Below are 14859 nucleotides of genomic sequence, written 5' to 3'. Positions count from 1 at the left end.
CAAGGTTTGTATCGAACTGTTGCCACGTCCGTCATCCCGGCGAAAGCCGGGATCTCGGGCGAAGGCGCATGACGCGGGGCAAGAGCCGCACGAGATCCCGGCTTTCGCCGGGATGACGGTGGTTGTTGAAACGCCCATGCCTCGCTATCTGGCCCTCATGAACGATCTCTCCGCAGCACCGCGCCCGGAACGCCAGCGCAAGCCCGACTGGATCCGCGTCAAGGCCCCGACCTCGGAAGGCTTCGCCAAGACCCGGGCGCTGATGCGCTCGAAGAACCTCGTCACCGTTTGCGAGGAAGCGGCCTGCCCGAACATCGGTGAGTGCTGGACGAAGAAACACGCCACGGTGATGATCCTGGGCGACGTCTGCACCCGCGCCTGCCGCTTCTGCAACGTCAAGACCGGTATGCCGCGCAAGGTCGATCCGCTTGAGCCCCAGCACGTGGCCGAGGCCGCTGCGCAGATGGGCCTCGAGCACATCGTCATCACCTCGGTCGACCGGGACGACCTGCCCGACGGCGGCGCCAGCCAGTTCGTCAAGGTGATCGAGGAAATCCGCAAGGCCAACCCGACCACCACGATCGAGATCCTCACCCCGGACTTCCGCAACAAGCACGAAGCCGCGGTCGAGGCGATCGTCGCCGCCCGTCCGGACGTCTACAACCACAATCTCGAGACGGTGCCGAGGCTCTATCCGAACATCCGCCCGGGCGCGCGCTATTACGCCTCGCTGCGCCTGCTGGAGACGGTCAAGCGCCTCGATCCGACGATCTTCACCAAGTCGGGCATCATGCTCGGCCTGGGCGAGCAGCGCCTCGAAGTGCACCAGGTGATGGACGACATGCGCTCGGCCGACATCGATTTCCTGACGATGGGCCAGTATCTCCAGCCGACCCCGCGCCACGCCAAGGTCGAGGAGTTCGTCACGCCTGCCGCCTTCCAGGCCTATGGCGCGATCGGCCGCGCCAAGGGCTTCCTCCAGGTCGCCTCCTCGCCGCTGACCCGCTCGAGCTACCATGCCGGCGAGGACTTCGCCGAAATGAAGGCCGCGCGCGAGGCGAAGCTGGCGAAGGGCACGAAGTGATCAAATTCCTCCCCGGAACGGGGAGGGGGACCATCGCGCCAGCGATGGTGGAGGGGGCCCGCTCTCCCCAGATGATATCGCCGGTGGAGGGCGGGGCCCCCTCCACCACGCTGCTTCGCAGCGCGGTCCCCCTCCCCGTGCCGGGGAGGAATTAAGAGCCAAGATGCCCAAGCACAGCGAAACCCGTCCGCTACCCTACACGCCCGAACAGATGTTCGACCTCGTCGCCGACGTCGCGCGCTATCCGGAGTTCCTGCCTTGGGTCAGCGCGATCCGCGTCCGCTCGAACAGCGACACCCAGATGGTCGCGGACATGATCGTCGGCTTCAAGGGCCTGCGCGAGACCTTCACCTCGCGCGTCGAGAAGGCGCGGCCGGGCAGCCTGCACATCGAATATGTCGAGGGGCCGCTCAAGCACCTCAGCAACGACTGGAAGTTCCGCCCCGACGGGCAGGGCGGCTGCCTGGTCGACTTCTCGGTCGACTTCGCCTTCAAGAACCGCGTGTTCGAGATGCTCGCCGGCCAGATGTTCGACCGGGCGCTCAGGAAGATGATCAACGCGTTCGAGGAACGCGCCGCGCGCCTCTACGGCGATTCGACGTCGGCTTCGGTGTCCTCGGGGGCAGAAGCACCCGGCATCAGCAGCTCGAGCGCGCACAACGCCGCCTGAAGCCGCACGCCGGCGCGGCCATTGTTCTCGAAATGGCGGGCATCCGCCACGATATGGTCGGGATCGGCGCCGCGCACCGCCTGGGCGAACACCACCGTGCCGACCGGCTTCTTCTCGCTGCCGCCATCGGGGCCGGCGATCCCGGTGATCGCCACCGCGACATCGGCGTGCGTGCGGGTGAGGGCGCCCTGCGCCATGCTCCACGCGACCGCGATCGAGACCGAGCCGAAGGTCTCCAGCACGTCGCTGCCCACCTTGAGCACGTCGTGCTTGGCTTCGTTCGAATAGGTGACGAAGCCGGCGTCGAACACGTCGGACGAGCCGGGAATCTCGGTGAGCGCGGCGGAGACCAGGCCCCCGGTGCAGCTCTCGGCAACAGCGATGCGACGGCCGGCTGCGCGATTGGCATCAAGCACCTTGCGCGCGGCGGCGACCAGCTCCGGCGGGAGAATCGTATCCATAGGGGCGGGCATGTGCCACCGGAATGTTGCCGACGCGAGTCAGTTCCTTCACGGGGTGGTGAGACCTGTCTCCCTCTCCCCTCCAGGGGAGAGGGCCGGGGAGAGGGGCAGTGTGTCCCAACCCGGTCCAACCCAGGCATCCTTTGATTTCTCACGCGGAGACGCGAAGGCGCCGAGAAGAAGATTGGTTCGCGCAGAGGCGCAGAGAGCGCAGAGCGCGCGTGCCTGTGGCACTTGGCCCCCCGCCGCTTCAGCGGCAGGGAATGCGGAAGCTGGGTATCAGAGGGCATCGCTAACGCGATGCGAGACACCTCTGCGTTCTCTGCGCCTCTGCGCGAACCCTCTTACCTTTCTCCGCGCCTTCGCGCCTTCGCGTGAACAAACTAGCTGCCGGCAGGCACCCGCACCGTAGCCACAGCCTGCGCCGCCATACCCTCGCCACGCCCGGTGAACCCAAGCCGCTCGGTGGTCGTAGCCTTCACGCTTACCTCGGACACCTTCAGCCCCAATATCCCCGCAATACTCGCCCGGATCGCCTCACGATGCGGCCCCACCTTGGGTGCCTCGCAGATGATCGTCACGTCGACAAAGTCGATCACGCCGCCCTCCGCCGTCACCAGCAACGCCGCATGCTGCAGGAACTGCGCCGAAGCCGCACCGCGCCATTTCGGGTCGCTCGGCGGGAAGTGCATGCCGATATCGCCCGCGCCGATCGTGCCGAGCAGCGCGTCGGTGATCGCATGCAGCACCACATCGGCATCGCTATGTCCCGAAAGCCCGCGCGAATAGGGGACGTTCACCCCGCCCAGCCAAAGCGCCTCGCCCTCGGCGAAGCGGTGCACGTCATAGCCCGTCGCGGTCCGTACCCGCATCTGCGCCCCGAACCGCGCCTCGGCGGCGGCGAAATCGGCAGGGTGGGTGATCTTCTCCAGCATCGCGTCTCCGGGGACTATCGTTACTTCATGGCCGGTGTCACGGACCATCTGGGCATCATCCGTGGCCTCCCGGCCCGCAGGCCAGGCCCGGTGCGCCGCGACGATCGCACCGAACACGAATGCTTGCGGTGTCTGCACGCGGTACAAGCCGTCGCGAGCTACATTGTCCCCCATCATCCCGTCGAAGCGGACGAGCGTATCGCTCACCGGCAGGGCGGGGACAGCGCCCTCATAGGCATCCAAGACCTCGAGCAGCCTGTCGATCACCGCATGCGGCAGGAAGGGGCGGGCGGCATCATGGATCAGCACCCGGTCCACGCCTTCCAGCGCCGCCAGCCCGTTCGCCACGCTCTCGCGCCGGCTCGCCCCGCCGACAACGAAGTCCACATCGCCCAGCGCGCCGCGCAGCATCGCCTCCTGGCCCTCGCCGATCACCACCAGCACCGTGTCGATGGCGGGATGTGACGTCATGGCGGCGTAGCTGTGCGCCAGCATCGGCCTGCCGGCGAGCGGCGCGAACTGCTTGGGCACGCTGCCCCCGGCCCGGATGCCGCTCCCGGCGGCGACGATGATGGCGGCGGTCTTCATTGGCGGGGGACTAGAGCATGTAGGTCCGGGGTTCCACCGTGATCCGGCCACCCAGGCGTCATCACCATCAACCGGGGCCGCCATCTCGCGCCCCAAGCCGTCATCCCGACGAAAGTCGGGATCTCAGGCGAAGGCGCGGGAAAGGAGCCGCACGAGATCCCGGCTTTCGCCGGGGTGACGGCTGAGAAGGATGACGAGTGCGGAGGGGAGGACCCGCCCTTCCAAAATAGGAAATCCTCTGACAGCCTCGAAGCTCAGCCGGCACCAAGCCGGCCGCTCTTTGAACCGTCCAGCCACCAAAGCTCGCGCATGTCTTTGCACGTAATCTCAACGTGTTACCGAAAAGCGCAACAAAACGCTGCCAACTTCCAAGAACCAGGCGTCCGCAAGAACGGCCACGACTCCGCATCAACCCGCGCATTTCCGCCAACCGCGCCAACCGGAACAGCCCGGCACAGACGCCGCCCCGCGCAAACACCGCCAACTTCCGCGTCCGTATGTTCCGCTTCTTGCCAATCGCCGCTTGTACCTGTACGCGCCACTGCCTATTTTTCAGGCAACATCATGAGCGAACTCGCCCCCATCCAGATCGGCCCCGTGACGGTCGAAGCGCCGGTGATCCTCGCGCCGATGACTGGCGTGACCGATCTGCCGTTCCGCCGTGCGGTCCGCCGCTACGGTTCGGGCCTCAACGTCACCGAGATGATCGCCAGCGCCGCCGCCATCCGCGACACGCGCCAGTCGATCCAGAAGGCCGCCTGGGATCCGATCGAGGAGCCGGTTTCGATGCAGCTCGTCGGGTGCTCGCCGCCCGAGATGGCCGAGGCCGCCAAGCTCAACGAGGATCGCGGCGCCGCGATCATCGACATCAACATGGGCTGCCCGGTCCGCAAGGTGACCAATGGCGATGCCGGCTCGGCGCTGATGCGTGACCTCAAGCATGCCGCCGCGATCGTCGATGCCTGCGTCAAGGCGGTGAAGGTCCCGGTCACGCTCAAGATGCGCATGGGCTGGGACCTCGACAGCCTCAACGCCCCCGAGCTTGCGCGCATCGCCGAGGATCTCGGCTGCCAGCTCGTCACCGTCCATGGCCGCACCCGCAACCAGATGTACCGCGGCTCGGCCGACTGGTCCTTCGTCGCCAGGGTCAAGGATGCGGTGAAGATCCCGGTGATCGTCAATGGCGACATCTGCTCGGTCGAGGATGCCCGCGAGGCGCTCCGCCAGTCGGGCGCCGACGGGCTGATGATCGGCCGCGGCGCCTATGGCAAGCCGTGGGTCCTGCGCGAGGTGATGGACGCGCTGACCGGCAAGGGCGAGCGCGCCGAACCCAGCGTCGACGAACAATATCGCGTTATTCTAGAGCATTACGTCGACAGCCTCGAACATTATGGTGAGATGACCGGCGTCAACATGATGCGCAAGCATCTCGGCTGGTACACCAAGGGCCTGCCCGGCTCGGCCGAGTTCCGCAACAAGGTCAACCAGGTGCCGGACGCGAAGACCGTGCTGGCGATGCTCGACGAATTCTACGCGCCGTGGCGTTCCCGCGCGGCGGCCTGAGGCGGCTGCGGCCCGCGCCGCCCGCCACCGGCCCCAAATTCGCCGAGATGTTCGCCGCGCTGCCGGTCGCGGTTCTCGTCATCGATCCCGACGGCCGCATCGCGCATGCCAATGCCGCCTGCGAGGCGCTGCTCAACCATGCCGAGACCACGATGGTCGGCCAGCCCTATGACGCGGTGCTGAGCCCGCCCGACGGCTATGTCGAGCGCCGCGACGGGCATGGCTTCGCTGCCTTCGACATCGAGATCGAGGCGATCCGCGGCCCGCGCATCCGGGTCGACTATGTCGAGACTCAGGTCGCCGATCATGCCGGCTGGCGGATCGTCACCCTCCACCACGCCCCGCAGTCCCGCCGCGTCGCCCAGGGTGCCGACCGCACCGCCGGCGCCAGGGCCGCGGTGGGCGCGGCGGCGATGCTGGCCCATGAGATCAAGAACCCGCTGTCGGGCATCCGCGGCGCCGCCCAGCTGCTCGCCGCCTCGGGCGAGGATCGAGAGCTCACCGGCCTGATCACCACCGAGGTCGACCGCATCGCCGCGCTGATCGACCGGATGCAGGACTTCACCGACACGCGCCCGCTGAAGCTCCAGCCGATCAACATCTATCCCTTGCTCGACCATGCCCGGAAGGTCGCCCTGGCCGGCTTCGCCCGCGGCATGGTGATCGAGGAGAGCTTCGATCCCTCGCTGCCCCCGGTGCTGATCGATCCCGACGCCTTCCAGCAGGTGATGATGAACCTGCTCAAGAACGCCGCCGAGGCGCTGACTGGGCTCGCCCAGCCGCGCATCGTGCTGTCGACCGCCTATCGCCACGGCATGTCGGTCAGCACCGGCGCCGGCCGCCCGCGCGTGCCGCTGCCGATCGAGATCTGCGTGATGGACAATGGCCCCGGCGCGCCCGAGGACATTGCCGAGCATCTCTTCGAGCCCTTCGTCTCGGGTAAGCCGGAGGGGAAGGGGCTCGGCCTCCCCCTTGTCGAGAAGCTGGTCCGCGACATGGGCGGCATCGTCCAATATGCCCGTGAGCGCGCGCCCGAAATGACTGTCTTCCGCATCCTCCTGCCGCGAGCCAAGGCATGACCGGCTCGGTCCTCGTCGTCGACGACGACAGCGCGATCCGCACCGTGGTCGCGGCCGCCCTGCGCCGAGAAGGCCATGCCGTCACGACGGCAGCCAGCCTCGCCGAGTTGCGCCGCGCGATCGGCGCCGCGCTCCCCGACGTGCTGGTCACCGACGTGGTGCTGCCCGACGGCAACGGCCTCGACGAAGTCGCCCGGCTCACCGCCGAGCATCCCGCACTTCCGGTGATCGTTTTCTCGGCCCAGAACACGCTGGCGACGGCCGTGCGCGCCACCGAGGTCGGCGCCTTCGATTACCTCCCCAAGCCCTTCGACCTCGACGTGCTGGGCCAGGCGGTGCGCAGCGCCATTGCCCGCGGCCGCCACGCCCCCGCCGAGTTCCCCGAGGACGAGCTGAACGGCGGCTCCTCGCTGATCGGCCGCTCGCCGGCGATGCAGGAGGTCTACCGGGTCATCGCCCGCGTCGTCTCGAACGACCTCACCGTGCTGATCTCGGGCGAGTCGGGCACCGGCAAGGAGCTGGTCGCCAAGGCGATCCACGATCTTGGGCCCCGCCGCCGCGCGCCCTTCGTCGCGCTCAACATGGCCGCGATCCCGCGCGAGCTGATCGAGGCCGAGCTGTTCGGCCATGAGCGCGGCGCCTTCACCGGTGCCCAGGCGCGCGTTGCCGGCAAGTTCGAGCAGGCGGCGGGGGGCACTTTGTTCCTCGACGAGATCGGCGACATGCCGATGGACGCCCAGACCCGGCTGCTCCGCGTGCTCCAGCAGGGCGAGTTCACCACCGTCGGCGGCGCCCGCGCGATCAAGGCCGATGTCCGCATCGTCGCCGCGACCAACAAGGATCTCGCCGCCCTGGTTCAGGCCGGGCAGTTCCGCGAAGACCTGTTCTACCGCCTCAACGTCGTCCCCATCGCGCTGCCCTCGCTCCGGGAGCGCCGCGACGACGTGCCCTTGCTCGCCCGCCATTTCCTCGACCGCGCCGCCGAGGACGGCCTGCCGCGCAAGAGCCTCGCCGCCAATGCCGTGGCGGTACTGGAGGGCTATGACTGGCCCGGCAACGTCCGCCAGCTCGAAAACCTGATGCGCCGCATCGCTGCGCTCAGTCGCGACGAAGTGATCGACGCCGACGCGATCCGTCGCGCACTGGGCGAGGCGAGTGCGATGCCGGCGCCCGCGACTCGCGACGCCGGGATCGAGGCCGCGGTCCGCGCCCGGCTCGAGCGCATCGCGATCGAGGAGCCCCGCACCCTCGACGACGGCACGCTCTATGACCGGATCATCGGCGAAGTGGAGCGCCCCCTGATCGAGGCGATGCTGGCGCGCCACGGCGGCAACCAGCTGCGTGCCGCCCGGGCCTTGGGAATAAACCGGAACACGCTGCGCAAGCGGCTCGACACGCTCGGAATCGATGTCGGCCTTGGCCGCCCGGATGGTACCGAATAGCGACAGGCCGAGCACGATTATGTGTTCTTTTTGCCACAATCTCGATCTAGCTTGGCCACGATGGATGCCGTCACCGCCGAGCCCCTGACCGAAACGCTGCCGCCGCGGAGGCGGCTGGCCCTTACCGCTACGGCAGAAATCGCGGTGGTTGCCGTTGCGATCGTCGTGCTGGTCGCCAGCTATTTCGTGCTGAGCGGCGAGAGGGCGACCGATCGGATGACGCCGACCCTGCTGGCGTTGCTCCTGATCGCCAATCTGGTGCCCGCAGTTGCGGTGATGATGCTCGTCGCGCGCCGTTTTGCCCGGCGCCGTGCCGCCAAGATGCTGGCGGAGGGCGGCGGACAGCTGCACGTCCGTCTGGTCGGTATCTTCTCGCTACTCGCCTCCGTCCCCATCGTGCTCACCGTGATCGCGGCCTCGATCATGTTCCAGACCGGCGGCCAGTTCTGGGTCTCGGACCGGGCCAAGCACGCTTTCGAAGCCTCGATGGACATGGTCCGCAGCGCGCAGACGCGGATCATCGATCGCTGGGTGAAGGAAAGCGATACGATGGCCAGCGACATCTCGCGCGAAGCGGGCAATCTGCGGCCAGGCACGCAGGGCTTCCACGAGTTCTTCTCGCAGAACACCTTCTATCGCAACCTCAACCAGGCGGCGCTGTTCTCCTATACCAGCGAGAACGGCGTAAACATCTACGACTATTGGCAAATCCCGGAAGACACCCTGCCACAGGCAGAGCGCATCCTTCCGCCGCCGGACAAGCTGCTCAAGGAGATCTTCTCGGTCCGCGTAACCCCGAAGCTTGCGGAAGACCTCAGCCGCGGCGGCAAGCCCTATGTCGGCAATGCCGGCAACACCTTGTGGATCGTTCGCCCGGTCAAGGGACTGAAGGACACCTATCTCTATGTCGGTTCGGCAGTCGACGCGGCCTTCCTGAACCGCCAGGTGGTCGAGGCACAGTCGATCATCACCGAATATAACGGGCTGCAGAAGAGCGCGCAGTCGCTGCAGCTTCGCTTCAATGTCGCGCTGTTCGGCGTTGCGCTGCTGATCATGGCGGTGACGGCCTGGGTCGCGCTCGCCGTGGCGGACCGGTTGGTGCGCCCGCTCAACCTGCTGGTCGCGGCAGCCCGCCGCGCCGCCGAGGGCGACCTCAGCGCACGCGTGCCGGAACCGGAAGGGCGCGACGAGGTCGCCACGCTCAGCAATGCCTTCAACGGCATGACCGAGCGGCTCCAGGCGCAGACCAACGCGCTCGTCACCGCCAATGCCCAGGCCGAAAGCCGCCGCGTCCTGATCGAAGCCGTGATGTCGGGCGTCTCCGCCGGCGTCATCTCGATCGATGCCCAGCGCAGGGTCCGCCTGATCAACGAATCCGCGATCGAGCTGCTCCACCAGGGCGAGCAGGAGCTGGTCGGCCACCCGCTGGTCGAGCTCGCGCCGGAGCTCAACGAGCTGCTCGATACCGGCGACCGCGAGGCGGTGATCCAGCTCGGTACCGGCGGCGATGCGCGCACCCTCGCAGTGAAGGTGACCAGCGACGAGGCGGGCAGGGTGCTCACCTTCGACGACATCACCCAGCAGCTCAACGACCAGCGCCGCGCCGCCTGGTCCGACGTCGCCCGCCGCATCGCGCACGAGATCAAGAACCCGCTCACCCCGATCCAGCTCGCCGCCGAGCGCCTCAAGCGCCGCTATGGCAAGAAGATCGAGCCCGAGGACGGCACCTTCGCCCAGCTGACCGACACGATCGTCCGCCAGGTCGGCGATCTGCGCCGCATGGTCGACGAATTCTCCTCCTTCGCGCGCATGCCCAAGCCGATGTTCCGCCAGGAATCGCTGCTCGACATCGCGCGCCAGGCGATGTTCCTCCACGAAGTCGCGCACCCCACGGTTCGCTTCGAGATGGATGCTCCCGATCCGGCGCCGGGCCTGATTTGCGATCGGCGCCAGATCGGACAGGCCTTCACCAACATCGTGAAGAACGCCGTCGAGGCGATCGAGGCGCGCGGGGAAGGGGAGGCCTTGCCCCAGGGCGAGATCGTCATGACGATCCACCCCGAGGCCGATGGCAAGCTCACCCTCACGCTCGCCGACAACGGCATCGGCCTGCCGGTCGAGCGCGACCGGATCGTCGAGCCGTACATGACGACGCGCAGCCGTGGCACCGGCCTCGGCCTCGCGATCGTGAAGAAGATCGTCGAGGAGCATTTCGGCACCATCGCCTTCTCGGATCGTCCGGGCGGCGGCACGCTGGTGACGATCTGCTTCGATACCGATCAGCTCGCCGGGATGGCGAGCGCCCCTGAAGGCGAGGGCGGCGACGAGCCGCGCCCCGCCGTGCTTACGCGTACTGGAAGTGCCAAATCATGAGCCTCGATATCCTGGTCGTCGACGATGAGCGCGACATCCGTGAACTGGTCGCCGGCGTGCTGGAGGACGAGGGCTATACGACGCGGGGCGCGGCCGACAGCGACGCGGCGCTCGAAGCCATTGCCGAGCGCCGCCCCAGCCTGGTGCTGCTCGACGTGTGGCTGCACGGCTCGCGGCTCGACGGGCTGGAGATCCTCGACGAGATCAAGCGGCGCGATCCTTCAATCCCGGTGCTGGTGATCTCGGGCCATGGCAATCTCGATACCGCCGTCGCAGCGATCCGCCGCGGCGCTTCGGATTTCATCGAGAAGCCGTTCGAGGCCGAGCGCCTGCTGTTCCTCGTCGAGCGCGCCACCGAGACCGAGCGGCTCAAGCGCGAGGTCGCCTCGCTACGCGCCTCGATCGGGCGTGAAGAGGATCTCACCGGCCAGTCGGGCTCGATCAACACCGTGCGCGCCACCCTGAAGCGCGTTGCCTCCACCGGCAGCCGCGTGCTGATCACCGGCGGCGCCGGCACCGGCAAGGAAGTCGCCGCCCGGCTGCTCCATGGCTGGAGCCAGCGTGCCGCCGCGCCCTTCGTCATCGTCAGCGCCGCGCGCATGCAGCCCGAGCGCGTCGAGGAGGAGCTGTTCGGCGTGGAGGAGGGTGGGGACCTGGTCCGCACCGGCCTGCTCGAGCAGGCGCACGGCGGCACCCTGTTCCTCGACGAGATCGCCGACATGCCGGTCGCCACCCAGGCGCGCATCCTGCGCGTACTGACCGACCAGAGCTTCACCCGCGTCGGCGGCACCCGCGTGGTCAAGGTCGATGTCCGCGTCGTCTCGGCCACCGCGCGCGATCTGATGAGCGAGATCGCCGAGGGCCGTTTCCGCGAGGACCTTTACTATCGCCTCAACGTCGTCCCCGTGACCATCCCCCCGCTCACCGAGCGGCGCGAGGACATTCCTGTCCTCGTCGAGCATTTCGTCGCCCATTATGCCAATGAGCGCCGCGTGCCGACGCCGGAGATCGCGCCCGACGCGATGGTCGCGCTGCAGAGCTACGAATGGCCGGGCAATGTCCGCCAGCTCCGCAACGTGGTCGAGCGCACCGTGATCCTCGCCCCGGGCGACCGGATCGGCCGCATCGATCTCGACCTGCTGCCCCCCGAAGTGCTCGGCCGCCCGGCCGATACGGGCGGCGGCATGGGCACCAGCGCGATCATGGGCGCCCCGCTCAAGGAAGCGCGCGAGAGCTTCGAGCGCGAATATCTGAAGGTCCAGATCCGCCGCTTCTCGGGCAACATCTCGCGCACGGCGAGCTTCATCGGCATGGAGCGCTCGGCGCTGCACCGGAAGCTCAAGCTGCTGGGGATCACCGACAGTCGGGAGGAATAGGGGGCCAGCCCTTCCCAAATTCGTCGCCCCTCTGCCCATAACCGTCATCCCGGCGAAAGCCGGGATCCCAGGCGAACGCGGGAAAGAGCGGCACGAGATCCCGGCTTTCGCCGGGATGACGGATACCTTGCAATGTAGGATTTCGCCTGCTTCCCTCCCGCCGCCGGTGTGCATCCGGCCGCTCTTTGACCTGGTAGGAAAGATAGGATCGCCTTCGCGCATCATGATTGCACGAAGCGGCTTACGCATCGGGAAAGGCAGCCTCAGAACCTCGCAGAACCAGCGCTGGGCATGAACTTCGTGAACTTTGACGAGTCGCTTGCTGGCGAGGCGTAGGATCGGCTGGACGATTCGGCCCCCACAGCATAAAAGGGCCGCGCTGCGCGCCACGCGGGTGCGCGGTCCCGACGCCAGAGAACGGCGCCAAGCGGGAAACTCCCGCCAACAAAGAGAGTCACGTACGATGGCCGAAAAGCAGACCTCGCTTCAGGATCTGTTCCTCAACTCGCTGCGCCGGTCGAAGACGCCGGTCACGATGTTCCTGGTCAAGGGCGTCAAGCTCCAGGGCATCGTCACCTGGTTCGACAATTTTTCGGTGCTGCTCCGCCGCGACGGCCAGTCGCAGCTCATCTACAAGCACGCGATCTCCACGATCATGCCCTCGGGCCCGGTGGATCTTGCCCCGCTTCTCGAAGCGGTGGGAGAGCATCAGTCCAAGAACCCGGTATTGCAGGAGATTTTCCTCAACGCGGTCCGCCGCCAGCAGGAAAATGTCACCATGTTCCTGGTCAATGGCGTGATGCTCCAGGGCCAGATCGCGTCCTTCGACCTGTTCTGCATGCTGCTCCAGCGCGAGGGCATGGCCCAGCTGGTCTACAAGCATGCTGTCTCGACGATCCAGCCGGCGCACCCGCTGAACCTCGCCGAGGAACAGAATAGCGACGACTGAGCGACTGTATGACTACCGGTTTCGAACGCGACCCCGATGAATTCACCCGGGGCGCGCGCGCCGTCGTGGTCTATCCGGACCTCGGCGGCAGCTCGCGCGACGCTGACGCACGCCTTGAAGAGACCGCCGGCCTCGCCGCCGCGATAGGCGTCGATGTGGTCGAGCGGGTGCCGCTGCGCATCCGCGCGCCCAAGCCCGGCACGCTGATCGGCTCGGGCCAGGTGGAAGCCCTGGCCGAGACGGTTCGGGACAAGGAGCTGACGCTTGCCGTGTTCGACGCGAGCCTCACACCCGTGCAGCAGCGCAACCTCGAGACCGGCCTCAAGTGCAAGGTGATCGACCGGACCGGCCTGATCCTCGAGATCTTCGGCGAGCGCGCGCGCACCGCCGAGGGCCGGCTCCAGGTCGAACTGGCGCACCTCGATTACCAGGCCGGCCGCCTCGTGCGCAGCTGGACCCACCTCGAGCGCCAGCGCGGCGGCTTCGGCTTCCTCGGCGGCCCGGGCGAAACCCAGATCGAGGCCGACCGCCGGCTGATCCGCGACCGCATGGCCCGCCTGCGCCGCGAGCTGGATTCGGTCAGCCGCACCCGCAGCCTGCACCGTGACCGGCGCCAGCGTGCACCCTGGCCGGTTATCGCGCTGGTCGGCTATACCAACGCCGGAAAGTCCACGCTTTTCAACCGCCTGACCGGAAGTGACGTCATGGCGGAGAACCTCCTCTTCGCCACGCTCGATCCGACGTTGCGCCAGATTTCGTTGCCCGGCATCGACAAGGCGATCCTGTCGGACACGGTGGGCTTCGTCTCGGAGCTGCCGACCCAGCTCGTCGCCGCATTCAAGGCGACGCTGGAAGAGGTGGTCTCCGCCGACCTGCTCATCCATGTCCGCGACGTCGCCCATCCGGACAGCGAGGCGCAGAAGGACGATGTCGAGGCCGTGCTGGCCGAGATCGGCGTCGCCGAGGCCACGCCGCGCTTCGAGGCCTGGAACAAGATTGACCTGCTCGACGCCGAGCGCCGCGAGGATCTGCTGGCGGAAGCGGCCAAGCGCGAGGACGTCATGCCCGTGTCCGCGGTGACCGGGGAAGGGGTGGACGCCCTGATCGCCGCCGTCGCCGCCCGCCTGACCGAGGGCCATCGCCGCTACACCATCCCGCTCGATCCGGCCGACGGGCAGGGCGCCGCCTGGCTCCACCAGCACGGCGAGGTGCTCGACCAGCGGATCGAGGGGGATCAGGCGGTCTACGAGGTCCGGATGGCACCGCGCGATTACGAGCGGTTTTTGACGCGGGGTTGAAGCTCAGATGAAGGTGGGCGTCACCCCGTCCGCTTTGCCTTCGCCCAGAGTTCCTCCTTGGCATCAAGATCGAGCTCTTCAAACGCATCGCCGGCTTCGCCCTCCATCGCCTTGAAACGCTTCTCGAATTTCGCATTCGCAGCGCGCAGGGCCACCTCGGGGTCCACGCCCAGCTTTCGCGCCCAGTTGACCACTGCGAACAGCAGGTCACCGACTTCCTCCTCGATCTCGGCCGGCGTCGATGCGGCCTCGACCTCGGCCAGTTCCTCGTCGATCTTGGCGCGGGCACCGCTGGCATCGGGCCAGTCGAAGCCGGTGCGGGCGGCGCGCTTCTGGAGCTTCTCGGCACGGAGCAAGGCGGGGAGACCGATCGCCACGCCGTCCAGCGCGCTTTCATGCCCCTTTTCGCCCCGCTCCGCGGCCTTGATCTGTTCCCAGAGATGATGGCCGCCCTCGGCGGCGCCGAGGAAGATGTGTGGGTGGCGGCGCTCCATCTTGTCGCTGATCGCATTGGCGACGTCGACCAGGGCGAAGTCGCCCGTCTCCTCGGCCATGCGGCTATGGAAGACCACCTGAAGGAGCAGGTCGCCAAGCTCGTCCTTGAGGTCCGCCATGTCGCCGCGCTCGATCGCATCGGCCACCTCATAGGCTTCCTCGATGGTATAGGGCGCAATCGTGGCGAAGGTCTGCACCGTATCCCATTCGCAGCCCGTCTTGGGATCGCGAAGCCGCGCCATGATGGCGACGAGGCGGTCGATGGCAGGCGCGGGTGCGGTCAAGGAAGGAACCTCCGGAGAATACGCGCCGACCCTAGAAAGCGACCGCCGGGAAGAAAAGCCCGGCGCGATCGATCAGGCCCGAAAGCCATTGCTGCGGGCGCTTTCGCGACCTTCATCGCATTCCGGACTGCTCCCGTTCCTCCATTGGATCCCGCATCCTCCATCAATCCAAGCCAGAGTTATTTCGTCCATTTTGAATGGAATTATATTTCTCAAGTATAATTGCGACTCTGTGGAGGGGATTTCATAGATTCATGACCAT

Annotated in this window: 12 protein-coding genes; 9 read left to right on the top strand and 3 right to left on the bottom strand. The window is 67.2% G+C overall.

Annotated elements, in window-relative coordinates; all coding sequences use genetic code 11:
* Nucleotides 1-136: 136 nt before the first annotated feature.
* On the top strand, nucleotides 137-1084 hold the full coding sequence (lipA, locus tag J2W22_RS15425; protein ID WP_373422982.1) for a lipoyl synthase: 948 nt from the start codon (nucleotides 137-139) through the stop codon (nucleotides 1082-1084).
* 163 nt (nucleotides 1085-1247) lie between these two features.
* On the top strand, nucleotides 1248-1754 hold the full coding sequence (locus tag J2W22_RS15420) for a type II toxin-antitoxin system RatA family toxin (protein WP_307119120.1): 507 nt from the start codon (nucleotides 1248-1250) through the stop codon (nucleotides 1752-1754).
* Here J2W22_RS15420 and J2W22_RS15415 read toward each other — a convergent pair.
* Nucleotides 1670-2215, bottom strand: a complete 546-nt coding sequence (locus J2W22_RS15415) for a CinA family protein (RefSeq protein WP_373422981.1) — start codon at nucleotides 2213-2215, stop codon at nucleotides 1670-1672. The two genes, J2W22_RS15420 and J2W22_RS15415, sit on opposite strands and share 85 nt — an antisense overlap.
* Before the next feature lie 383 nt (nucleotides 2216-2598).
* Nucleotides 2599-3738 carry a bifunctional 2-C-methyl-D-erythritol 4-phosphate cytidylyltransferase/2-C-methyl-D-erythritol 2,4-cyclodiphosphate synthase gene (locus tag J2W22_RS15410; RefSeq protein WP_307119118.1) on the bottom strand — a complete coding sequence of 380 codons (1140 nt, stop codon included), beginning with the start codon at nucleotides 3736-3738 and terminating at the stop codon, nucleotides 2599-2601.
* A 564-nt stretch (nucleotides 3739-4302) separates the two neighbouring features.
* On the opposite strand from J2W22_RS15410, the gene dusB reads away from it, so the two are divergent.
* The 7 genes from dusB (at nucleotide 4303) to hflX (ending at nucleotide 13818) form a co-directional block, all read left to right on the top strand.
* Nucleotides 4303-5301, top strand: coding sequence for a tRNA dihydrouridine synthase DusB (gene dusB / locus J2W22_RS15405; protein ID WP_307119117.1), 999 nt, complete (start codon nucleotides 4303-4305; stop codon nucleotides 5299-5301).
* Entirely contained in the window at nucleotides 5277-6380 is a 1104-nt protein-coding gene (locus tag J2W22_RS15400; RefSeq protein ID WP_307119116.1) for a two-component system sensor histidine kinase NtrB, read from the top strand. The genes dusB and J2W22_RS15400 overlap by 25 nt, the downstream gene beginning before the upstream one ends.
* Nucleotides 6377-7822, top strand: coding sequence for a nitrogen regulation protein NR(I) (gene ntrC, locus J2W22_RS15395; protein WP_307119115.1), 1446 nt, complete (start codon nucleotides 6377-6379; stop codon nucleotides 7820-7822). The genes J2W22_RS15400 and ntrC overlap by 4 nt, the downstream gene beginning before the upstream one ends.
* A gap of 60 nt (nucleotides 7823-7882) precedes the next feature.
* Nucleotides 7883-10195: a sensor histidine kinase NtrY-like gene (locus J2W22_RS15390; protein WP_307119595.1), complete on the top strand. Its 2313-nt coding sequence runs from the start codon at nucleotides 7883-7885 to the stop codon at nucleotides 10193-10195.
* Nucleotides 10192-11571 (top strand): nitrogen assimilation response regulator NtrX, encoded by a 1380-nt coding sequence (ntrX, locus tag J2W22_RS15385; protein ID WP_307119114.1) that lies wholly within the window; start codon nucleotides 10192-10194, stop codon nucleotides 11569-11571. The genes J2W22_RS15390 and ntrX overlap by 4 nt, the downstream gene beginning before the upstream one ends.
* A 394-nt stretch (nucleotides 11572-11965) precedes the next feature.
* Complete coding sequence (hfq, locus tag J2W22_RS15380) at nucleotides 11966-12520, top strand: RNA chaperone Hfq (RefSeq protein WP_307119113.1); 555 nt, start codon at nucleotides 11966-11968, stop codon at nucleotides 12518-12520.
* A gap of 8 nt (nucleotides 12521-12528) precedes the next feature.
* Complete coding sequence (hflX, locus tag J2W22_RS15375; RefSeq protein WP_307119112.1) at nucleotides 12529-13818, top strand: GTPase HflX; 1290 nt, start codon at nucleotides 12529-12531, stop codon at nucleotides 13816-13818.
* A gap of 20 nt (nucleotides 13819-13838) precedes the next feature.
* Here hflX and mazG read toward each other — a convergent pair whose 3' ends face one another.
* Entirely contained in the window at nucleotides 13839-14597 is a 759-nt protein-coding gene (mazG, locus tag J2W22_RS15370; protein WP_307119111.1) for a nucleoside triphosphate pyrophosphohydrolase, read from the bottom strand.
* Nucleotides 14598-14859: the final 262 nt, after the last annotated feature.

This window comes from Sphingomonas kyeonggiensis (assembly GCF_030812785.1).
Classification (GTDB): Bacteria; Pseudomonadota; Alphaproteobacteria; order Sphingomonadales; family Sphingomonadaceae; genus Sphingomonas; species Sphingomonas kyeonggiensis_B.
This window is presented reverse-complemented; position numbering and strand designations above follow the sequence as displayed.

Bases quoted from the DNA above. Each gene is read 5' to 3' on its own strand.
- lipA (WP_373422982.1), top strand. From the start codon at position 137: ATGCCTCGCTATCTGGCCCTCATGAACGATCTCTCCGCAGCACCGCGC.
- J2W22_RS15420 (WP_307119120.1), top strand. From the start codon at position 1,248: ATGCCCAAGCACAGCGAAACCCGTCCGCTACCCTACACGCCCGAACAG.
- J2W22_RS15415 (WP_373422981.1), bottom strand. From the start codon at position 2,215: ATGGATACGATTCTCCCGCCGGAGCTGGTCGCCGCCGCGCGCAAGGTG.
- J2W22_RS15410 (WP_307119118.1), bottom strand. From the start codon at position 3,738: ATGAAGACCGCCGCCATCATCGTCGCCGCCGGGAGCGGCATCCGGGCC.
- dusB (WP_307119117.1), top strand. From the start codon at position 4,303: ATGAGCGAACTCGCCCCCATCCAGATCGGCCCCGTGACGGTCGAAGCG.
- ntrC (WP_307119115.1), top strand. From the start codon at position 6,377: ATGACCGGCTCGGTCCTCGTCGTCGACGACGACAGCGCGATCCGCACC.
- J2W22_RS15390 (WP_307119595.1), top strand. From the start codon at position 7,883: ATGGATGCCGTCACCGCCGAGCCCCTGACCGAAACGCTGCCGCCGCGG.
- ntrX (WP_307119114.1), top strand. From the start codon at position 10,192: ATGAGCCTCGATATCCTGGTCGTCGACGATGAGCGCGACATCCGTGAA.
- hflX (WP_307119112.1), top strand. From the start codon at position 12,529: ATGACTACCGGTTTCGAACGCGACCCCGATGAATTCACCCGGGGCGCG.